The sequence below is a fragment of the Paenibacillus sp. WLX2291 genome (genome assembly GCF_046603665.1).
Taxonomy (GTDB): domain Bacteria; phylum Bacillota; class Bacilli; order Paenibacillales; family Paenibacillaceae; genus Saccharibacillus.
The window spans coordinates 901,341-923,445 of record NZ_CP176755.1 but is presented as its reverse complement, the minus strand read 5'-3'; the positions used below and the strand labels follow the sequence as shown (position 1 = coordinate 923,445).

Genomic DNA, 22,105 nt, shown 5'->3' with positions numbered 1-22,105 from the left:
AAAGTTCGCTCTGCCGGTTAAATAGAGGAATAACACTTCAAAGCAATATAATTATCCTAATGTCAATTAACGAGATTGTGCTTTGCGCAGGCGTTGCCATACGTTAGCGATAATATCAACAGTGTTCACCCACGCACCGGATTTGGCATATGTAGCCGAATACGATTGCAGCGTGCGATCTTCTGGAGTCGAAGCTTTAACTACGCCATGCGGATTGTTGGCATGCTCGTGTGTGTCACCACTTGCGAACTTTACTTTTTCAAAAAAAGCACCAGATACTTCTTTTGTTTTCAGCGTCAAGTCTTTGACTGTTTCTGTTACTTCGCTCAGTACGATACCGAGATTATTGACGGAATCAACAACTGGATCGACTTGCTTGAGCTTGTACTCTACGTTCGACGTAATGTCGTTTACGTTACGTACGGTTTGTTTCACCTCATAGGTTAATTCTTCTACGGTTTTCTGAACGTCTTTTAATGTAGCGGATACGTTATCAAGCGAATCCTTTGCTGCCAATAAAAGTTTAACCAGAAATACTACGAGTACTGCGAATGCGATCGCGATAATCGCGACACTGATACTAATGATCATATTGTCTGTCCTCTCCTTCAACGATTGAAATTTTCTGTCTTCGATGTATTTCGTGGTGCACCTTTATGTTACTCTTAACTACCCGCCTGATCAGGCACCGAAACAAAAAGCGACTGCTGCCATCCCCTTTTTGCTAGCTTGTTTCAAGCTGGAAATTCAAGGTTAAGTTTCATTACGATCCGCTAACGGAACAACGCCACAATGAACATATTGCCATATTGGATATGTTTATTATGGAACTCCCGTTGGATTCATTGATGAACGCCTACATATAGGCAAATCTACCCTGAAAGAAGGTGAAACTCATGTTGAAATGGTCTATTATTTTCCTGATCGTTGCCATCGTAGCCGGTATTTTTGGTTTCTTCGGTATCGTGGAAGCAGCAGCGACTATTGCCAAAGTATTGTTCTTCCTGTTCCTGATCTTGTTCGTGATTAGTCTGTTTACCGGACGACGTCGAACCTATTAGTTAGCGGTGCACCCTTCGTACATGAGAAGACAATTGCAGCGTAATACTTTCATACACAGCAAAAAGCGAAAAAAGCAGGATGATTCCTTTACAGGATCATGTTGCTTTTTTCGCTTGCTGTCTGTCTGCTATCTCCATAATAAGCGAGGTAATGTGAATAAATCCAGTTTAAATGTAACGGTAAGCTGCTGATCTCCGAATTGAAGATCGCTCACCTCCACAATAGCGGGTACATATTTGTTCAATGAAATCGAAATGGGCTGCAAATGCGGCCAGTTAAAGGCACCATGCTTCACCATTGTATGCACATGTGACAACACTAACGCATTGCCCTGCCGCTGCGCATCAAAGTCCAGCAGTGCGCCAAACGGTATGCCCCATAAGCTACCTCGTACATCCGCCTGCACCACATTGCCTTTCCAGCTAAAATCGGCGCCTGTAATATGAACACCTGCTGGAAAACGGGCTGCACGCTCCATCAATTCTTCTCGCGCCAGATCATTGAATTCCGCTGGAGATAACGTAATCTCCGGTTTCTTCTGCTTGACCATCTCGATAATCTTCGCCTGCATATCCAGTCCAGTATATGCTAAGCCCGGCTGACGCTGCGGCGCAATCATCCACGATAATAACGCGACGCTTCCACCTAACAATAAAATAAGCACGAGCAGTGCAATCAGCCAGCGACGTTTGTTTCGACGTTTGCGTGAAGGATCAGACGGTTGATGTCGCTGAGATGGTGAGGATGGATCAAGTTGCGGTGACTGGTTCAACGTACGGCCTCCTTTTTGCCCAAAGGAGCCGGTATTCCCAATCAGGTATCCTTCGGCTCCACATGCACATGTACATAATGAATATTATGCACTTTCGCCATCTCCGCTTCAACCCGGTCGGTAATATGGTGACTGTCGCTTACGGACATCTCCGGTGCAACTTCGATAATGACATCGACTAGCACCTGACTGCCGTTAACACGAGCCTTAATATCTTTGATATGTTCTACACCTTTAATAGAAGCAATCGTTTCGCGCAGCTCTGGCAATTCCTTTTCATCAAATCCGTCAGTCAGTCGATGCATCGATTCCTGCAAAATATCCCAAGCCGTTTTGCAGATCAATAAGCCAACGACGAGGGCGGCTACGACATCGAGCCAAGGCATCCCAAACTGTGAGCCGATAATCCCCACTGCTGCGCCGATACTCACCATCGCGTCTGACAGATTGTCTTTGGCTGCTGCCATCAATGCCTGACTATTCGTACGCTTCGCCAGTGCCATATTGTACCGATATACGCCGTACATGACTGCTGCGCATACTAACGCTACAGCTGCCAGCCATGGCTCAGGTGCCTGTTCTCTACCACCAAATAACGATTGAACGGCATCAATCAACACCTGAATGCCAACCATCGCCATAATCAGCGAAGCGATAAGTGCTGCTACTGTTTCCGCACGGAAATGTCCATACGCATGATCGGAATCTGGCGGTTTACGCGCAATGCGCAGTCCGATCAATACAGCAATGGATGCCACAATATCGGTCAAATTATTCATTCCGTCTGCCCGTAGTGCGCTCGACAGGAATAAATAACCAAGAATCAATTTAAACGAGGATAGCACCAGATACGATATAATACTGAGCCACGCGCCACGTTCGCCTTCTTTTAGGTTTTGATACACATCAACCATTTGTTCTGAATCCTCCCACCATTGGAACCTACTCAATGACTCGGTTCCACTTTCGTCTGTTCATCTTAACAAACGACATTGTTGTGGGTCTAGAGAAACGTTGTAGGGTAGGGCAAACCTTTTAGCCTATACTAAACGTTGTAGTGCCGGGCAAATCATGTATGCCTGACGAAATGTTGTAAGGGTAACTCAACAATTTTGCCTGTGCACAATAAATAATTTTGTTCAATATAGTAAATATAACGCTGTATGTGTAAAGGCAGGCTCTTCCTACCATTGCTGTTCTAAATGTTCCGTAACAGCAAAAAAGCCTGTAGCGCACCGGACAGTACTATCCGATGAACTACAGGCTTACAGTAATAAATGAAAAACATGTTCCGGTGATTATACTTGTACCGGGTACATTTTATCACGCATTTCTTGAATTTCTTTGCTTTCCAGATATTCATCATAACTCATCATGCGGTCGATGACGCCGTTTGGCGTAATCTCGATGATGCGGTTGGCGATTGTTTGGACGAACTGATGGTCATGCGACGTGAGCAAAATGGTACCGTCAAAGTCGATCAGACCGTTATTCAGCGCTGTGATCGATTCGAGATCCAAGTGGTTCGTCGGCTCGTCCAGCAGCAATACGTTACCGCCCATGAGCATCATGCGGGATAACATACAGCGAACTTTCTCGCCCCCGGACAATACGCTTGCTTTTTTCAGCGCTTCGTCGCCGGAGAATAGCATACGACCAAGGAATCCACGCAGGAACGATTCATCCGGGTCTTTGGAATAATCGCGTAGCCAGTCGACCAGCGTCTCATCTACGCCATCAAAATACGCGGAGTTGTCGTTCGGGAAATAAGCTTGTGATGTCGTTACGCCCCATTGGTACGTACCTGCATCTGGCTCTACTTCGCCCATCAGGATTTGGAACAAGGCAGTTTTTACGTTGCCGTTTGGACCAACCAGTGCGATTTTGTCGCCTTTGTTCACGGTCAGGGTCAGGTTGTCGATGACTTTTTCGCCATCTACAGTTTTGGTCAGACCGTCGATCAGCAGCAGTTGTTTGCCCGCTTCGCGTTCGCCCTTGAAGTTGATGAATGGATATTTACGGTTGGACGGACGAATATCATCCAGCGTAATTTTGTCCAGCATTTTCTTACGGGATGTTGCTTGTTTGGACTTGGATTTGTTGGCACTGAAACGTTGGATGAACGCTTGCAGTTCCTTCACCTTGTCTTCTTTTTTCTTGTTTTGCTCACGGCTCAGTTGCAGAGCCAATTGGCTGGACTCATACCAGAAGTCGTAGTTACCGACATACATCTGGATTTTACCAAAGTCGATATCTGCGATATGCGTACAAACCGTGTTCAGGAAGTGACGATCGTGACTGACTACGATAACGGTGCCGTCATACGATGCCAGAAAGTTTTCCAGCCAGTGAATGGACTCGATGTCCAAATGGTTGGTAGGCTCATCCAGCAGCAGGATGTTTGGATGACCAAACAGCGCTTGTGCCAGCAGGACGCGTACTTTCTCGTTGCCGTTCAATTCCTTCATCGTTTTGTATTGCATTTCGTTATCGATACCAAGACCATTCAGCATCTCAGCTGCTTCGGCTTCGGCTTCCCAACCGTTCATTTCAGCAAATTCCGCTTCCAGCTCGCCGGCACGCATGCCATCTTCATCGCTGAAGTTTTCCTTTGCGTACAGTGCATCTTTTTCTTTCATAATATCGTACAGACGCTTGTGACCCATGATGACGGTCTCCAGCACTTGGAACTCATCGTATTCGGATTGGTTCTGTTTCAGAATCGCCATCCGCTCGCCCGGTGTGATATGCACTTCGCCTTCATTCTGCTCCACTTCGCCAGACAGAATTTTTAGAAAGGTCGATTTACCAGCGCCATTCGCACCGATCAGACCGTAGCAGTTACCTGGTGTGAACTTAATATTTACATCTTCAAAAAGGGCGCGCTTCCCATAACGCAGCGTGACACCTGAAGTACTTATCATGTATACAACCCATCCTTATCGTTTATAAAGTGTTGTTTTAATGAAAATGTCTGATCTCATAAGAAAAAGACAGTATTCGTTTTCATAAAACGACTGTTGGCACTAGTATAACACACAAGTTGGGCTAATCGTAGGCGTGGAATGAATGTTTTGATGATTAAAATTTTGAAGGTTAGTTTTGGGAGTGATGGGGATTTAATGTATGCTTGCTGGTGCAGCAATCGCTGCGGGAAGAGATTTGACCACGTCCTTAGGTGGAGCACAGGAATCTGCGGAATAGGAATATATGTAAATTCCCGTGCTCCAAAGTCGTCCTTTGGTCAAATTCTCCTCCCTCCGCTTAGTGTTGGATAGCAACGTATGCTTAAAAATCGAAAATCGAAAATCGAAAATCGAAAATCGAAAATCGAAAATCGAAAATCGAATAAGGTTGTGTCGTTAGTATTTTGTAGTCAAGTATTTTATTAATGATGAAATAGTAACTACTATATAACAGTTACTATTTCAAGCAATATGGGTACACTTATTGTATGTTGCAATAAAAAAGCCTCCTTTTCCTATAGGGAAGACGAGGCTTTCGTTGCTATGTTTGATTGTTATCATGCATTATATCGCAATATTCTTTTATAAAGCATCCGCACGACAAGCATCGGCGCGTTGTTCCGCTTCTTCATCCAGCAGACCATGTACGACCAACGTCTCGCCGTAGCCGAGTACGCGAATGCGATCTTTTTCGATGTTGAGACGATCTCGTTCGGCTTCAAGACGGTCAAGTGCTTCACGAGCGGTATCGTCGGCTAGCTTGAATGTACCATAATGCATCGGCACCATAACCTCCGCGCACACGTCGCAAAAGGCGCGCAACGCTTCTTCCGGTGTCGTATGCTGGGAGCTACTGAACCATTCGGGATCGTATGCACCGATCGGCAATAGAGCAACATCAATACGGTGACGACGTCCAATATCAATGAAGCCGGGGAAATATCCGCTATCTCCGGCAAAGTAAACGGTCGGTGGCACTACACGATGGACATAGCCCATTTCTTTGCTATTACTGACTTCTGGAATTTTCGGACGTGGATGCGTCGGATCCAGTTCTGTATTCCATACATTATGCGGCTCGTCCGGCATGACCGGATGCTGTACTGGTTCCAGCACATAACCGCCCCAGTGAGACGTATTGGTATCGAGCAATGTGCGACGGCTCCAATGCTGGGTCGGAACGAAGGTAATATTGGCGTCACCCATTTTGAACGTTTCCCACCATTTCATCTCATGGCAACGATGGAAGCCTTTGCGTACCATTTTGGATTTTAATCCTTGAGGCACCAGAATCGTTGTCGAGCTACGATACAGCTTGCGGATCGAATTGATATGCATATGATCATAATGAGAATGCGAGATCAGGATAATATCGATGGGCGGAATATCTTCAATCGGAATGCCCGGCTGACCGATACGCTTTTGAAAAGCAAGGCGCTGCGCCCATACAGGATCGGTCACGATATTCAGCCCTTCGTATTGTATAAAAAAAGTCGAATGCCCGATCCATGTAATCGAGGCATCATCGCGGTTGGCGTGCAAATAATCCATTTCTGGCGGATGATTAGGCACGAGATAGGAGCGGTCGCGGCTTGCCTTTTTGCGCCGATCTTCTCGCCATTGGCGGAATTGCTTGAGCGTCTTGTCGATACTAACGTTGTCGATGTTATGATAACGAGTTTTTGGCATAAAGATGCTGTCCTCCCGCATGTAAAATGTAGAATGTCTGGAACAAATACAAATGCCAGAGCTGTGTCATCCACAGTACCCTGGCATTGTTGGGGGCAGGCTGGAGACTAGGCTGGCTGTCTTTGTCGGTATATTACCCGCTTTCAGACAGACCGCAACACCGCCTGCATCGGCACGATATACATCCCTGCCTCCTCATCGCGGCGCACCAGCACCTGCACATCGTATACTTCTTTCATTAAATCAGCTGTCAAAATATCATGCGGATGCCCGGACGTCAGAATTCGTCCGTCCTTCATCGCTATCATCACATCACTATAACGTAGCGCCTGATTGATATCATGCAGCACCATCACAATCGTTAAGCCAAACTCCTGATTGAGCCGCTGGATCAGCTCCATAATTTCCAATTGATAAAACATATCCAGATACGTCGTCGGTTCATCAAGAAATAGAATCGGAGTTCGTTGTGCCAGTGCCATCGCAATCCAGACGCGCTGTCGTTCACCGCCAGACAATTGATCCAGTGTGCGAAAGCGTCGCTGCTCCAGATTGGTGCAGGCAATCGCCCACTCTATCGCCTCTTCGTCCTCTGCCTTATTACTAGCAAACATCGTCTTGTGCGGCATCCGTCCGAAGCTGACTAACTTCTCTACCGTCAGATCATCCGGCGCCTCGTTCTGCTGATGCACGACCGCCAGCTGCTTTGCCAGCTCTAGCGGACGGTAGCGGGCGATCGCTTTGCCGTCTAGAATCACTTCGCCCTGACGCGGTTTGCCATTGTTGGACATGACGCTCAATAGCGTAGACTTGCCACAGCCGTTTGGACCAATGATGGTAGTGATTTTACCGTGTTCAATCGTTGTCTGCACACTATGCAGCCGGTCGATTTTACCATCATATGAAAAGGTAATCTGATTAACGTCCATAGATGCGATCACTCCTCCGAATCAGGAAAATCAAGAACGGTCCGCCGATCACTGCCATAAGGATGGACGCCGGAATCTCCTGCGGTGCCAGTACGGTTCGTCCAAGCGTATCCGCGAGCAATAGCAATACTCCGCCTGCCAGCGCACTGAACGGAATCAGCCACTTATGATCCGAGCCGACCAGCTGTCTGCCAATATGCGGAATGAGCAATCCGATAAACACAATCACACCCGCGATGGCTGTCGCTGTCGATGCCAAAATGACCGCTACGACCGAGATTAGCACCCGCGCCAGCGTCACATTTAGCCCCAGATTGCGCGCCGTCTTCTCCTGCAACGACAAGTAATTGCACCAAGTCGCCACCAGCAGCGCCAGCGCCAGACCGATACCGCCATACCAGAGCATAACATCGACATCAATCCACTTTTTCATCGACAACGTAGAGGTGGTCACCTGATTAATGCTTGTCACTGCATAACTACCCCGATAATTAAACGACTGTCCCAAACCGGAAAAGATCGCATTCACCGCTACCCCGATCAGAATGAGCCGTACCGGATGTAGCCCCGAGCGCCACGAGAAGCCATATACCATCAGACACGCTAGCGCCCCGCCGAGAAAGGAAAAGACCGGCATCCAGAAATACAGTGCCGGGAAAATGGTCACCGCAATTAGCGATACGAGTGCAGCACCGGATGAGATGCCGATCACGCCAGAGTCTGCGAGCGGATTCTTCATCACCGCCTGAAACAACACCCCGGCAACCGCCAAAGCGGCTCCTGCCATCACCGCAATAATAATGCGCGGCAATCGTAAGTCACGCACTACATTCACCTGCGCATCATCACCAGTCCACAACCCTTGTATCAGTTGCAGCGCACCGACGCGCAGACTGCCTGTCATCGCCGAATACAGCACGACACCGACCAGCAGCACGATCATTCCAATAAAGCTCCATGTTCTCTTTTTCTGCTGACGACGGTAGATCAGATGGGTATCATCGCTCTGTCCGTCCGCACGTCCCGCTGCCACCGGGGTCGTTTGTAGATTCGGCAACATGATTCTCTCCTGTTCTTGAATAGATTGTTATGATTTCGAGTCTGGGTACATCATTTTGACCAGTTCATCCAGTGCATCATTCGCAGCCAGACTAGCGGTGGTGCCGAATAAAGGCTCTGGCAGATCGTAGACACGCCCATTTTGCACGGCATTGAAGTGCTTCCAGATGTCATTCGTTTTGAATTCCTCGTCAAACATCTTCACAACTTCTTCCGGCATGCCATGTGCCGCGCGCAAAATAATATCCGGGTTCGATTGCTGCAAATATTCTGTATTGGATGCCAAATACTCTACATTCTCGCCCTGCACAATATTCGTACCGCCCGCAATCTTCACCAGATCGCCGATATACGAATTCTCGGTCGCTACCAGATAACTACCCGGTACACCTAGCAAAATCAGCACTTTCGGCGATGGCTTACCTGCTACTTCTTTCTTGATCTCAGCCACTTTGCTTTGCAGCTTGCTGTTGACCTGTTCTGCCTGCTGTACACGATCAAAACGAGCACCCAGCTTAGTAATTTCATTTTCCATATTACTCAGACTTTCAAAATTCAAAAACTCAGCGTTAATGTTCAACCCTTTGAATTTCGGTTCCAGATCGTATTGGAGCGTCGTTACAGATAAAATATCCGTCGGACTGAGCGACATGACTTTTTCCATATCCGGGCTCATCGGGTTACCAACATCGGGTACATCCTTATAGCGTTCCGGTAGTGTTTTGCTGCTGGTCGGTTTGCCTGCCAGATCAAGATCCAGCGCGTTGGCGATCTCGGTAATCGCTACTGTCGTTGCGACAATGCGCGCCTGACTGTTGCTGGACGTACTCTCATTGTCCGCAGCAGCGGAAGTAGATGTTGTACCGGATGCAGACGAGCAGCCGGACAAGATTAGCATGAGCAGAAGCAGCAGTGACAATCCCTCATAGATCGGCTTGCGTGCAAACATCGCTGGACGTGTATGGTATCCGGTGCGACGGGATGAATATAACTTCACCTATATTCCCTCCAACGTTCAAAATAGTTTCCAAAATGCCCGCAAGCCCTGGCATAAAGGAATGCCAAGACTTGCAAGCGTACAGGATCAAGCCTGTATGAATATGGTGTTGTTAGCTCAATTCTTTTTTGCTGGCTTCGTCAAATTGGAATTGCACCGTATACCAGTGATCATATGGTACGCCGCCGATGACCAGACCCGGTACTACGACATGCGTATACGCATTGATTTTGCTGGACAGATTGTCCACTTTGAAACGAACGACTGTGGTTGCGCCAGTCGAGGATACCTTCTCCACGTCCTTCAGCGCGCCGTCCTGCTCAACTTGCAAGACAGGCATCCAGCTGCCATTTTTCAGTGTCAGTTCAGCATACGTTACGCCGTTTTCTTCCACCAGTGTAGCGGTTGGAGTCACATAATCGTTCATCACGGACAATTCACTGCTCTTGTCTTTGTATACTTTGACGTTGATGCTATATTTCTGTGCAGTCACGGTTGTACCAGTGTCGCTGGAACCGTTCGTGCCTGTCGTTGCTTCTTCTGCCGGAACAGTGCCAGTTGTGCCAGATGGGTTGGCAGGCGTTGCTTCCGTTGTTGGTGCAGGTTGTGTCTCAGTGGTGCCATCATTGGATTTCAAAGTTGCACGGTCGAACAGCAGTTGACCGCCCAGTTTCTCGTTGTTCATATAGCGGGACGAAACGTGGGCATGAGCGAAGATACTCAGCTTGCTGTCCAGATCAGGAACTTCGAATGTGACTGTGCGAGACTTGCCGTCTTGCGATTGCGATACTACTTCAGGTGCCGTGTATTTGCCTTCATAATCAGTCATAAATACCGGCACTGCTTCACCATCAGCAATCGTGATGGTCGCATACACTTTGCCGTCTTTTGCTGTCAATTTGGCAGTGCGATCCAGATACGGTGTCAGTACAGAATCTGCATCAGAACCATTTTTCAAAATGCGGTATGTGGCAGTGTAGTCGCCATTCGCAATATTGTTGGTGCGTTTGCCATTTGCCGTATCAGTCGTAGAGCTATCCGCAGTCACGGACGCTGTATCGAATTTGAAGGCAAAATCGTATACAGTGTCGCTGCTATCCGTTGTGCTGGCGATGCTGACACCGCCGGTCGTTACGAGCTGTGCGGGTACATTTTGGGTGTAGTCGGACACGCTGAATTTGACCGTTTTGGTGTTCTTCGCTTCATCACTGCTGACCACTTCGGCATCGGTATAGCTGCCGTCATTGGAGACACGCAACGCTTTGATGTTATTGCCGTTGTTCAGTGTCATCGTTACGTAACGACTCCCGTTTTCTACAGTCAACTGTACTGGCTCTTCCGATGACATAAAGCGATCCAGTGGAGACGATGTACCAGCAGCAACACCTGGCATTACGATGCTGAATGGCAGTTTGTACTTACCGGCTGCCAGGTTGGTAAAGTCCAGCGGAACCGTCGTGGTTGCTGCGGACAGCTTAGGTGCTTCGTAAGGCATAAGCGAACCGATTTGCAGATCGACATCATACGTGTGATCATAAGCCACGCCGCCGATTTCCAGACCCGGCACAATGACGTGCGTATTGATCTTCACTTTGCGCGGCAGTTCAGTTACTGGGAATTGAACGACACGGGTATCGCCGGACGTTTCGATCACTTGCGCATCTTGTCCGCCGACTTTGAACGTTTTGATCCAGCTACTGTTTTTGAGTGTTACTTGTACATAGTATTTACCGGATTTTTTGAGTATCGTTGCCGGTTTACCGAGATATTCATCCATCACGGAAATTTCTTTGGTTCCGTATTTGTAAGCTGTCAGGGACGCACTATATTTGCCATCCGCCATGCCGTCTGGTGTTGTAGAGACGGATTGGATGGAATCTGGATTAAACTGCAAACGAAGATTATGCGTCATGTCGTAGTTCGGCATTTGTACATGAACTTGAGCATTCATAATCGTTTGTAATTGTTTTGTGCTAAACGAAACGATACGTTGATTGTTATCCGTATCTTCGCTTACCTTTGTCGTTTCTACAAACGTTCCATCTTCTTCAACTTTGAAACTTGGAATGATATTACTACTTTTCACTGCTAACGATACATTGTACAGTCCATTTTTCACTGTCAAATCGGCTGTTTGACCAAGATAGTTACCCATTGTGGATGCTTCATCGCTATCGGATTTCAAAGCGGAGAAGTCAATCGTATAGGAGCCATCTTGTAACTTAATAGGTTCAGGTGTAAGGCTTGAACCCGTATTTGGATTTTCAGGCAGACTGGAGCTATCGAATTGAAATTGTACGTAGTACCAGTGATCATAATTCAAGTCTGGTATATAAATATGCGTGTAGGCTGTCAATTTTTGTGACAGGTCATCTACAGGAAATTGAATCGTTCGCATATTATTGGCTGTGTCAGATTCAACAGTTTCTGCTTCAGTGTTCACACCGTTAATCGGCGTTTGGAAAGAAAGAATAAGATCACTACTTTTTACTTTAAGACGAATATATTTCTTCCCATTTTGTGTGATTAGTTGTGCGGGTTTAACCAGATAACCGTCCAATATCGAAACTTCATTCGTTTGATCTTTGTATACGTTATACTGGATATCCTCTGAAGTGACTTCATTCAGTACACTCGTATCAAATTGTAGTTGAACGGTATACCAACTGTCGTACACCTGACCAGTTGGAATAGTAGTCACCACATGCACTTTGGCAGATATAACTTTGCTATCTACTGTCAGAGCATCGGCAGCAAATTGAATCGTGCGGGTATTATTAGTGGAATCTTTTGAAATGATACCGGCATCTATATAATTTGTGCCGACCTGTGTTTGGAAACCAGTAATCTGGCTACTGCTTTTGAGTGTAAGTTGTACATATTTTTTATTATTTGAGGTAATAACAAACTTAGCAGGATTCACCATATAATTATTCATACTTGAAGATTGTGTTGTTCCATCTTTTAAAGCCGTATATGTGATATCTTTGGTAGTTCCTTTTGCCGCTTCCACAATATCAGGATCTACTGGTGTTTCCGGCTCTGTTACGACTGGTGTAATCGGTGTTAAGGTTGAAGGATCAAGAATCAAATAGCCTGAACCATCAAGATCATTAAATTTGTAATTCAACGTAATTTGACTGTTTAAATCGTATACATCAAAACTTACTCTGGTAAAATTAGTTTTCACTTTTTTTCCGTCAGCATTAGTAACAAAGTCAGTTTCCTCAGTATATACCGCTGCATTTGTATGATTATTCTGAGTAGCAGTCAGATCAACGAAACCATTTGCATTTACTCCGCGGAAACTAAAAGTATATTTTCCATTATCAACAATCACACGACCAGGACGATCAGCATTCCCATAGCTTTCGCGGAAAGCAGTCACTTCTCGGCTAGTATCCGTAGTACGAACAACCTTGTACCCAATCGTATACTGTCCATCTGCATACGTATCATACGTAGCCGTTGTAGCCGTGGAATAGTTAAACTGGCTCAGCGGGTCCTGCGAAGGGACATATATAGGTGTTTCCGCTGGTGAATAGGTGTCATTGCTGACTGTTCCGGACGAGGAATCACCATAGGTGTCGGCACTTACGCTGCTGGAATCACCGCTACCTGTATCCTCTGCGAAAGCGGAAGGCAGTGCCGGTGAGATCATAGAGAACAGCATTACAAAAACAATACATTTTATTACATATGGTGCAAAGCGCCTTTTCAAAGTCATGCTCCCCCTGTTAACAAAATAGACTTATCCGGGGCCGGGTGGCCCCAGATAAGCAATCGTCATACGTCTACATCGTTTTGTCTTTTAATTTAGATGCTTTCTTGGTCAAACAGATATTGCACAGTGTACGTGTTATCGTATGCTTGACCTGCAATTTCAGCAGGAACCACAACATGGATTTGTGCATTCACTTTTGCAGACAGATTACTTACTGGGAATGTGTATGTTACAGTATCACCACTTGTTGTGGATGTAGCAGCAACGTACGTTCCGTTTTGTTGCGTTTTGAAGGATTTGATCCAATCTTTATGATTCAGTGTTACTTTTACCGTTGCTTTGCCACCGGATACGATCAGCGTAGCTGGTTTACGGGAATACTCGGAGCTGTCCATATAAGAAGCATTGTTCGTGCCGTTCGCATATACAGTGTAGTCAATTTGGTATGTGCCATCTGCAATCGCTGCATCCGCTTTGGAAGCCCACGGTGCCATCAGGGCGCCAACCAGAGCGACTACCATTGCGATCATGAGTGCTTTCAACCATGTTCCTTTTTCCATACGGTTCAATGTCATATTCATTGTATTCATTCTCCTTCTTTTGTAGTTTGATTAACGGTTCTGTTATTCCCAATTCCATCTTACAGAGCGTAGTGTAAATAAAATGCGATTACTCAGCGCTGGAAGAATCGAATTTCAGGTCAACGTTGTATTTACCAGTGTAGTTGATCACTGGGATTTTGATCTCAGCGTAAGCGTTCAGTGTTGCATCCAGATCAGCAACCGGGAATTCAACAACGCGAGTGTTGTTTGCTGTGTTTGTGCTAACAACGGTAGCATCAACCAGTTGACCATTTTGTTCTACTTTGAACGCTGTGATCAGGTTGCTGCTTGTGATTGTGATACGAGCTTTGGTTACGCCGTTAGCTACTGTTACAGTTGCTGGTTTCACAACATAGCTATCCAGACGCGATGTATTGGATGTGCCATCTGCCAGTACAGTGTAATCTACGGAATACGTTCCGTTTGCCAGTGCTGCGTGTGCTTGGCTAGCGCCGAATGGCAGAACCAGAACGCCCAGCAAAGCAGTCATGACCATAGCCAGCAGGGTATTTTTGAAGCTCCATTTTTGTTGACGGTTGATTGCAATATTCATAACAACACTCTCCTCGATTTGGATGGATTATTTGACTTTTTTCAGGCTGCTTCGGTCAAACTTGAAGCGAATCGTGTAGTCGTGGTCGTAGTTGTATGAAGGTACAGTAACGTGAATTTGCGAGATCATCGGATTGGTGATATCCGCAATCGGGAATTGAACGATGCGCGTATCTTTGGTTGTGTTCGTTTTGAGCACGGTGCTGTTTACGATTTTGCCTTTGTACTTCACCTTGAACTGCGTCGTCCAAGCGCTGTGGTTAATCGTAATTTGCATCGTCATTTTGCTGCCAGTCACATACAGTTTGGCAGGCTTCTCAAAATAATCGTTTGCCATCGATACAGAATTGTCTTCTGCCCGCACAATATCGTAATCCAGCGTATATGTACCTACAGCCGGTCGGGATGATGCAGCTGCGTTGGCGGAAGATGGTGCGGTTCCGACAACTAGCATTGCGATCATAATCATCCATACTACCGGTAAAGCGAATTTCCGTTTCATTGGTGACAGGGTTCCTCCTTTCTAACTTTTTTGGGATGCTGGCAAGTTAATTGATTATCATTCTCAATTAACTTTAAAAAATAAATGTCCTCGCAGGACATGTGAAATGCTAGTTTTTCCCTCCCTGTTCATTATCAGGAAAGTTGTGTGCATTACACAATGCCAATGGTAGACTATATTTTTCCTACTTGTCAATACGTCATTTTTTGCTTAATCCCTCATGTGATAAGGAATTTCAGGCGTACTCTTTATTTTGTTTTCATCTATACGCACATAAAGCTAACACGAATTTAGAGCTTTTTTCTAAAAAAAATAAATTAAAATTCATTTTAATGTTGACGCCTCAAATGATATTAATTATCATTTAGGTTAAGGTAATTGAAAACAATTATCAATTAACACCTTACAATATTTTGTATACAAATGGCAGGAGGAATAGATGTTCATGAAGGCTTCTTATCTCGGTTTATCCGTCCTGCTGATGTGTGCACTTGCCGGATGCAGTCAACCAGCTGGTAGCAACACATCCCCTACAACAGGCTCGGCAGTAGCCGAAGCGACAGGATCACCGGTGACGGTTACCGATTTTGCAGGCAGAACCGTTCGTCTGCAACATACACCACAGCGTATCGTAGCGCTTAGCAATGGCGAGGTGAATATCGTGTACGCTTTGGGCGGCACAGTTGTCGGGCGCCCTACGTCCAGCGGCGGCGCTCCAGTCAAGGAAGCGGAGAATGTACAGACGATCGGCTCCACTCACGAGATTGATCTGGAAAAGGTCGCTCTGCTTGAGCCGGATGTTGTGCTTGGCAACAGTCCGATGAATGAAAAGGATATCCCATCCGTGGAAGGCATCGGTGCGCAAATGATACTTAGCGCCGCCAACTCGGTTGACGATATACAGCGGCAGATTACTTTATTCGGACAGCTATTGAACAAACCGGAGCAAGCATCCCAGCTCAATACTGAGCTGAAGCAGCATATCGCCAAACTCGCTACACATAGCCAAGCCAATGGAACCCAGCCCAAAGTGCTGCTCGTCTATGGCGCACCCGGTACATATATGGCAGCACTGCCCAACTCGCTCAGCGGCAACATTTTGGAGCTGGCAGGTGGAAGTAATATCGCTGCCGATCTGCCCGGACTGCAAAATTATCCGCAATATGCCCAGTTGAGTACCGAGCGAGTCGTAGAAGCTGATCCAGATTATGTATTCATTATGACTCATGGTAACAGCGAGGAAGTGAAAGCCGGCTTTCTCAAGGAAATGCAGGATAATCAGGCATGGAGCAGTGTAAGCGCGGTGAAGAACAATAACGTCGAAGTACTTCCCTCCGATCTGTTCGGCACGAATCCCGGTACTCGTGTAACCGAAGCATTGGATCTGCTACACAATCTGCTCTACCCGGATACCGCATCTCATGGGTAACGCTGATATTCGCAGGCGGTCGCGTCGCCGTCTACTGCTTGCCGTACTGTTGCCAACACTACTATTTGTAGTGTCACTGTACAGCATTGCTTACGGAGCGATCTCCATTCCGTTATCCGATCTGCTAGCAGTGCTGTCCGGTCAACAAAAATCTGTATACCGCACCATTATCATGGATTTGCGCTTGCCGCGTGTGTTGATCGGTATCCTTGTCGGTGCCTGTCTCGCTGCGTCCGGTGCATTGCTACAGGGCGTCATGAAAAATCCGCTTGCCGATCCTGGCATTATCGGCGTCTCGGCAGGTGGTGGGCTGGCGGCGATGGTCACGATGGTTATTTTGCCGCAATTCAGCTATCTGCTGCCAGTGACTGCTTTTATCGGTGCCTTTATCACAGCGATCATCATCTACTTTATGGCATGGGAGCACGGCGCTTCCCCTGTCAAAATTGTACTGGCAGGTGTGGCGGTTAATGCGCTGCTCGGCGCGGTGACGAATGGCATCATGGTCGTATTTAGCGACCGTGTGCAGGCGGTATTGCCTTGGCTATCCGGTGGATTGAACGGACGCAGCTGGCATCATCTGGAGTTCATGGCGCCTTACGCACTGATTGGTCTGGTGCTGTGTCTGTTCGCTATCCAGCCTGCCAATCTACTGCTGCTCGGTGACGATTCAGCAAAATTACTCGGACAGCGGGTAGAGTTGCAGCGCTTCTTGTTGATCATGCTAGCGGCACTGCTGGCAGGGGCAGCGGTCAGTGTCGCAGGATTGGTCGGCTTTGTCGGGCTAGTTGTACCGCATATGATCCGGCTGTTAATCGGCGAAGATTATCGCTTTCTGCTACCGTACTCCATGGTTGGCGGCGGTGTACTCATTGTGCTGGCAGATCAGATTGCCCGTTCGTGGTTTGATCCAGTCGAACTGCCAGTTGGCATTCTGCTGGCGGTTATCGGCGCTCCATTCTTCCTTTATTTATTAAAAAGAAAAGGACCGGTGCTGTCATGACATTTGCCAATCATATGCCAACAACTTCGACTGATGCCGCCTTGTCACAGGATGGAATCCATTGGGAGCTACATTCAGATCCTAACCATGCCATTCATGTTCAGGATATTGCTCTAAACCGCGGGCATTTCCGGCTGGACTCCATTTCGCTATCTATTCCGGCAGGCAAAATGACCGCCATTGTCGGACCGAACGGCTCGGGCAAATCGACATTGCTGCGCATCATGGTACGACTGCTCAAGCCGGATCGCGGTACGGTGCAAGTACTTGGACAACTATCGTCACAATATAGTCTGCGAGAATGGTCACGCCGAATCACAATGCTCCCCCAGCTAAAAGAATCTTTGCCATTGCTTACGGTGCGTGAACTGGTCGCGTATGGACGTGCTCCACACAAGCGACGTTTCCAGACACTACACAGCGCCGAAGATGACGCCATTGTACAACAGATGATGGACTGGACAGGCATCGCCGCTTACAGTGACCGGATGTTCCATACGTTATCTGGCGGCGAACAGCAACGAGCACGAATTGCCATGGTGCTTGCTCAGAAGACACCGGTCGTGCTACTAGACGAGCCAACGACCTTTCTCGACATCGCTCATCAGTTTGAAGTGATGGATATGCTGCATCGAATCAATCGCGATACTGGTTTGACGATTGTGATGGTGCTACATGATCTACAGCAGGCAGCCGCTTACTGTGATCATATGATCGCTCTCAAGGGCGGACAGCTAGCTGCACAGGGGCAGCCGCTGGAGTTGCTGACGGATGATTTTATCAAACAGGTATACGGCATGAATGCCACTATTAAATATGAAGGGAAGTATCCGGTCATCGTACCAGTAATCCCTCACCATTCAGGAGGACAATCCCATGATCATCGTAACGAACACATCGCAAATCACCAAAGGTAGTGCCCATCTGCTGGTTGAACGTTTTGACAAAGTAGGCAAAGTGGAATTTATGGAAGGCTTTCTCGGTCTGGAAGTGCTGTACAATGATGGCAACAAAGAATACGACGAGGTCGTAATCAGCACTCGCTGGGAATCCAAAGACCATTTCCACGGCTGGACACGCAGCGACGCGTTCCGCGAATCCCACGCACACCGCAATATTCCAGATTATATTCTGGATAACAAAATCGGTTTCTATGAAGTGAAGATTGTTCGTGATCCGCAGCAATCGCCAAGCGGTGATCAGGCAGCGGTATAAGGATCGTGTCAAAGGCATAAGCTGTGAACAAGATCAAGCGTGCAAGCGCCAGTAGCTTGTTCAATTGAATTGGTTCAACCAAAATGATGGATTGATGACGTACATGAGAGCGATTAATCTATGCTATGCGTGCCTGAGTATCTGAATGTGTAAATAAACGAAAAGGCTGCTCCGTATCCTAACGGAACAGCCTTTTTTGTGTCATACGCTTATTTTTTACTATATTCTCATCGTATTACCATGTTCTTATCGTACATCATGCGCGATATGTGTACCTCTACTTTGCTCTCTACTTCTTGCCTATCCATGTAGCTACCTCTCTGTTCCGCGCACATCTTCAATCATCTCCATATACTGCGTATCGCCCAGACCGTAATGCGTGAACAGCTTCAGCATCTGACGCACTAGCTCCATAGCTGGTTGTTCTGGATGGGCGATAATATAGCGCTTCAACTCATGATCGGACTGCTGCATAGTCAGATACAATGTAATCCCCTGATACATTACCGGCAATAGATTCTGCTCCGGCATCATGTGATGCAGCACTACATGCTCATATAATGAAGCAAACGTTCCGAGCGTCATCTCCGTCTGCTGTACATCGTACGTCTGCTCTTGTACCGTATTGAAGTAAACCGTTCCTTTGAACTGCTGCTGTTCCAGATACGCCAGCATCGTTAACAGATTAAGCTGGCAAAACATATCATCGCCAAACCAGAGAACGATACATTTGTAATCATGCAAATGCTCCCAAAGCGGCTGTAGCGGCTGAATCACAATCTGCTCATAACTCGATAAAGTACTGCCATGTCCTGCTGCTCTGATTGTATGAAACGTTGGGCTGAAAATAGCTTGGGCTGCTTCATGCGTGCACATTGCTTCATTGAACGGCACATAGTCGCTATTACCCATCCATTGGTTGGATTGAAATTCCTGATACATCAGTTGACCGTTTAATACGTTCAAAATATCCTGCTCGTAAAGCTGCTCCACTTGATGTTGCAGGTGGAGAATATCTGCTGTTTTGAGTTCGTGCATGGGAATCGCTCCTTCGTATGTGTCTGATGCAATTAGACTGCGTTTGGCATATTGCTGTAATGGCTGCGGATCATTGCGGAATGCGGCGGGCGTGACGCCGAAGATCTCTTTGAATGCTCGTGAAAAAGCTTCCTGTGAGGAATAGCCATATTGAACAGCGATATCGATAATGCGGTCATTCGTCTCTGCCAATCGGGATGCCGCCAGAAAGGTACGACGCAGCAGGATGTATTTTTTGATGCTGATTCCGGTGTGATGGCGGAACAGGAATGAGCAGTAGAATGGAGAATAGCTCATTTGCTCGCCCAGCTCTGACAGGGAAAAGTCTTGCTGGTGTGCGAGACTGTGCTCAATGATATCGATCATCTGCTGGACAGGATGGTTGGATGAGTGCGTTTCGTTCATATGCTGCTCCTTTCTGCTGTGGTGATAGGTTTAAGTATAGGGAAACATGGACAATGACGTTTGATAATAGTTGCGGTGATTGTATGCAGAAACTGGATTATGGTTATCGAACATAAAACAATATACATGTATCCAGACTTGGATTGACAATCCACAATCCAGATTATGTCTTTATCTACATAACCAATTCCTTTTCCTCCCCGATTGTAACCTGCTTGCTCTGGTTAAAATGAACATAGAGAACAATCATTCTATTCGCACAACAATTCAACTTCGCAGCAGCAAACAACCCAAATGATCCACTCATGGAGAGGAGCAAGATAGCATGTATAGCGTCATTCTAGTTCGGCATGGAGAAAGTGAGTACAATCAGCAAAATTTATTTACCGGATGGACGGATGTGTCGCTGACGGAACGGGGTATTCACGAAGCGCGCGTAGCCGGGCAATTGATTCGGGAAGCAGGATATGGGTTTGATATGGCGTTTTCCTCGGTATTGAAGCGTTCTATCGAGACGATGCATTTTATTTTGGAAGAATTGGATTTGCTCTGGATTCCAGAGGAAAAGTCGTGGAAGCTCAACGAGCGACATTACGGCGCGCTGCAAGGGCTGAGCAAATCGGACACAGCGCAAAAGTACGGGGAAGATCAATTAAAGCTGTGGCGTCGTAGTTTAACTGTTCGTCCTCCCCTACTCAAGCCAGACGATGAACGCAGTCCGCGTACAGAGGAGCGGTATCGTCATATCGATCCACAGGAGTTGCCGCTTGGCGAGAGTTTGCAGGATACAATCAAACGGGTCGAAGACTTCTGGCATCAACGGATTGTCCCGCTCATTCGTGAAAAAGAACGCGTGCTCATTTCCGCGCATGGCAATACGATCCGAGCGCTGATTAAATATATGGAAGATATGGATGAGAAATCACTCACAGAACTGAATATTCCAACCGGTATTCCGCTGGTGTATGAGTTGGATGAGCAGATTCATCCGCTGCGCCGCTTTTATTTAGGCGAGCAAGAGCATATTGACCGCAAATCTGCTGAGGTGGAGAACGAGCATAACGTCACAGAATAAGAGTACGTTCCACCTGCCGCTGATGTCGTAGTTCAGACTACTTGGTCTATATGTCTGAAGCGTTCAGAGTTGGGGGGCTTTGGTGAAAAGCGAAAGTAGGCTGTTTGGGAGCGATGCAGGCTGTGGAGTATAATAAACGGTATACGAATGATGCGAACAGGAACACAGGTTGCGTCATCGTATACCGTTTTTATTTGGTGTTCCTATAAGAAGATTCATTGCAATACATATTCACTTGCATTACCATCACACATCTATATCATTCTACATCCGAACCCGGAAGGAGTTTTACTGATGAGTCAGGATCTGCTTGATCAATTAGAAGACTATGAGACTGAGACGGTAGAGATAGCGGAAATTGTTTACCCTGCTCCACCGCATCCGCAATCGCCACAAGCGCATCGTTTGCTAGTGTTGACAGGCGAAAACTTGTTGGAAGTGATGGAGGAAGTGATCGACGAGCACGAGTCGCTATCCAACTATGTACAGCAAATGGCAGTACAAACATCCTCCCTCTCACTAGCAGATGGATTGCGGCGTTCACTATCTTGGCTATTGGAATATAACGAATTGCCTGCCTCCTTTCAGCCGCTGGAGAAGTTATCCGCTACCCAATTATATGAAGCATACCGACAATTGCAAGAGTCCGAACAGCCACTCGCCATGCTTGACGAGACGATAACTCCTACAGCACATGTTGCGCCTGTACCAGATATGGATTGGGCGGAATCGCGGCAGGAAGATGGTGCGTTTTGGCTGACATTGCCACAAGGGCGTGAATATGAAGCAGCGCTGATCATTCCGATGGGTGGCTACAATGAATGTCCGCTGCCTGTATATCAGGCGGCGATTTTCCGTCAGTGGCAGGAGCAGTACGGTGCTATCCCAATCGCAGTTAATGAAAGCACATGGATACTACACGCCCAGCACCTTCCGCTAACGGATGAAGATGCGCTAGAACTGGCGCGTCAGCATGTGTTATTTTGTCAGTATGTGTTGGAGAGCTTTGAGACGATTGGCGAGTATGCCAGTTATTTGAAGCAACAACATATTTGGTATTTCTGGTGGGATTGATACTTTTCTATA

20 protein-coding genes are annotated in these 22,105 nt (G+C 46.9%); 7 read left to right on the top strand and 13 right to left on the bottom strand.

From position 1 onward, the window contains the following. Positions 1-66: 66 nt before the first annotated feature. Entirely contained in the window at positions 67-591 is a 525-nt protein-coding gene (locus ACDE64_RS03980; RefSeq protein WP_411345216.1) for a DUF948 domain-containing protein, read from the bottom strand. A gap of 305 nt (positions 592-896) precedes the next feature. Between ACDE64_RS03980 and ACDE64_RS03975 the strand changes: the two genes are divergently transcribed. Further along, the gene (locus ACDE64_RS03975) at positions 897-1,061 is read left to right on the top strand and encodes a DUF1328 domain-containing protein (RefSeq protein ID WP_411349066.1); all 165 of its coding nucleotides are present in this window, start codon (positions 897-899) and stop codon (positions 1,059-1,061) included. 128 nt (positions 1,062-1,189) lie between these two features. On the opposite strand, the gene ACDE64_RS03970 is transcribed toward ACDE64_RS03975, so the two are convergent. The 11 genes from ACDE64_RS03970 to isdC all read right to left on the bottom strand — a co-directional run bounded on the left by ACDE64_RS03970 (position 1,190) and on the right by isdC (position 14,854). Continuing rightward, complete coding sequence (locus ACDE64_RS03970) at positions 1,190-1,834, bottom strand: hypothetical protein (RefSeq protein WP_411349065.1); 645 nt, start codon at positions 1,832-1,834, stop codon at positions 1,190-1,192. Between the two features lie 41 nt (positions 1,835-1,875). Further along, complete coding sequence (locus ACDE64_RS03965) at positions 1,876-2,748, bottom strand: cation diffusion facilitator family transporter (RefSeq protein WP_411345214.1); 873 nt, start codon at positions 2,746-2,748, stop codon at positions 1,876-1,878. Positions 2,749-3,132: 384 nt separating this feature from the next. After that, on the bottom strand, positions 3,133-4,758 hold the full coding sequence (locus ACDE64_RS03960; protein WP_411345213.1) for an ABC-F family ATP-binding cassette domain-containing protein: 1,626 nt from the start codon (positions 4,756-4,758) through the stop codon (positions 3,133-3,135). Positions 4,759-5,382: 624 nt separating this feature from the next. Further along, positions 5,383-6,489, bottom strand: a complete 1,107-nt coding sequence (locus ACDE64_RS03955; RefSeq protein WP_411345212.1) for an MBL fold metallo-hydrolase — start codon at positions 6,487-6,489, stop codon at positions 5,383-5,385. 143 nt (positions 6,490-6,632) lie between these two features. After that, positions 6,633-7,418 (bottom strand): ABC transporter ATP-binding protein, encoded by a 786-nt coding sequence (locus tag ACDE64_RS03950; RefSeq protein WP_411345211.1) that lies wholly within the window; start codon positions 7,416-7,418, stop codon positions 6,633-6,635. Continuing rightward, the gene (locus ACDE64_RS03945; protein ID WP_411350227.1) at positions 7,408-8,361 is read right to left on the bottom strand and encodes a FecCD family ABC transporter permease; all 954 of its coding nucleotides are present in this window, start codon (positions 8,359-8,361) and stop codon (positions 7,408-7,410) included. Before ACDE64_RS03945 ends, ACDE64_RS03950 begins: the two co-directional genes overlap by 11 nt. Before the next feature lie 144 nt (positions 8,362-8,505). Continuing rightward, positions 8,506-9,426, bottom strand: coding sequence for a heme ABC transporter substrate-binding protein IsdE (gene isdE / locus ACDE64_RS03940; protein ID WP_411350226.1), 921 nt, complete (start codon positions 9,424-9,426; stop codon positions 8,506-8,508). 160 nt (positions 9,427-9,586) lie between these two features. Beyond that, a complete protein-coding gene (locus tag ACDE64_RS03935) occupies positions 9,587-13,201 on the bottom strand; it encodes an NEAT domain-containing protein (RefSeq protein WP_411349064.1) in 3,615 nt (1,204 codons plus the stop codon). A gap of 89 nt (positions 13,202-13,290) precedes the next feature. Further along, positions 13,291-13,779: an NEAT domain-containing protein gene (locus ACDE64_RS03930; protein WP_411349063.1), complete on the bottom strand. Its 489-nt coding sequence runs from the start codon at positions 13,777-13,779 to the stop codon at positions 13,291-13,293. 88 nt (positions 13,780-13,867) lie between these two features. Beyond that, positions 13,868-14,353, bottom strand: coding sequence for an NEAT domain-containing protein (locus ACDE64_RS03925; RefSeq protein WP_411349062.1), 486 nt, complete (start codon positions 14,351-14,353; stop codon positions 13,868-13,870). A 27-nt stretch (positions 14,354-14,380) separates the two neighbouring features. Further along, on the bottom strand, positions 14,381-14,854 hold the full coding sequence (gene isdC / locus ACDE64_RS03920) for a heme uptake protein IsdC (RefSeq protein WP_411349061.1): 474 nt from the start codon (positions 14,852-14,854) through the stop codon (positions 14,381-14,383). Positions 14,855-15,299: 445 nt separating this feature from the next. On the opposite strand from isdC, the gene ACDE64_RS03915 reads away from it, so the two are divergent. The 4 genes from ACDE64_RS03915 to isdG are packed head-to-tail and all read left to right on the top strand — an operon-like array spanning position 15,300 to position 18,501. Next, positions 15,300-16,283 carry an ABC transporter substrate-binding protein gene (locus ACDE64_RS03915; protein ID WP_411349060.1) on the top strand — a complete coding sequence of 328 codons (984 nt, stop codon included), beginning with the start codon at positions 15,300-15,302 and terminating at the stop codon, positions 16,281-16,283. Further along, positions 16,276-17,286 carry a FecCD family ABC transporter permease gene (locus tag ACDE64_RS03910; RefSeq protein ID WP_411349059.1) on the top strand — a complete coding sequence of 337 codons (1,011 nt, stop codon included), beginning with the start codon at positions 16,276-16,278 and terminating at the stop codon, positions 17,284-17,286. The genes ACDE64_RS03915 and ACDE64_RS03910 overlap by 8 nt, the downstream gene beginning before the upstream one ends. Next, entirely contained in the window at positions 17,283-18,203 is a 921-nt protein-coding gene (locus ACDE64_RS03905; protein WP_411349058.1) for an ABC transporter ATP-binding protein, read from the top strand. Before ACDE64_RS03910 ends, ACDE64_RS03905 begins: the two co-directional genes overlap by 4 nt. Continuing rightward, on the top strand, positions 18,163-18,501 hold the full coding sequence (isdG, locus tag ACDE64_RS03900; RefSeq protein ID WP_411345203.1) for a heme oxygenase: 339 nt from the start codon (positions 18,163-18,165) through the stop codon (positions 18,499-18,501). The genes ACDE64_RS03905 and isdG overlap by 41 nt, the downstream gene beginning before the upstream one ends. A 312-nt stretch (positions 18,502-18,813) precedes the next feature. On the opposite strand, the gene ACDE64_RS03895 is transcribed toward isdG, so the two are convergent. Further along, entirely contained in the window at positions 18,814-19,944 is a 1,131-nt protein-coding gene (locus tag ACDE64_RS03895; RefSeq protein ID WP_411349057.1) for a helix-turn-helix transcriptional regulator, read from the bottom strand. Positions 19,945-20,269: 325 nt separating this feature from the next. Here ACDE64_RS03895 and gpmA point away from each other — a divergent pair, with 325 nt between their 5' ends. Further along, the gene (gene gpmA / locus ACDE64_RS03890; RefSeq protein ID WP_411345201.1) at positions 20,270-21,019 is read left to right on the top strand and encodes a 2,3-diphosphoglycerate-dependent phosphoglycerate mutase; all 750 of its coding nucleotides are present in this window, start codon (positions 20,270-20,272) and stop codon (positions 21,017-21,019) included. A gap of 294 nt (positions 21,020-21,313) precedes the next feature. Beyond that, the gene (locus tag ACDE64_RS03885) at positions 21,314-22,093 is read left to right on the top strand and encodes a DUF4253 domain-containing protein (protein ID WP_411349056.1); all 780 of its coding nucleotides are present in this window, start codon (positions 21,314-21,316) and stop codon (positions 22,091-22,093) included. The last annotated feature ends 12 nt before the right edge of the window (positions 22,094-22,105 follow it).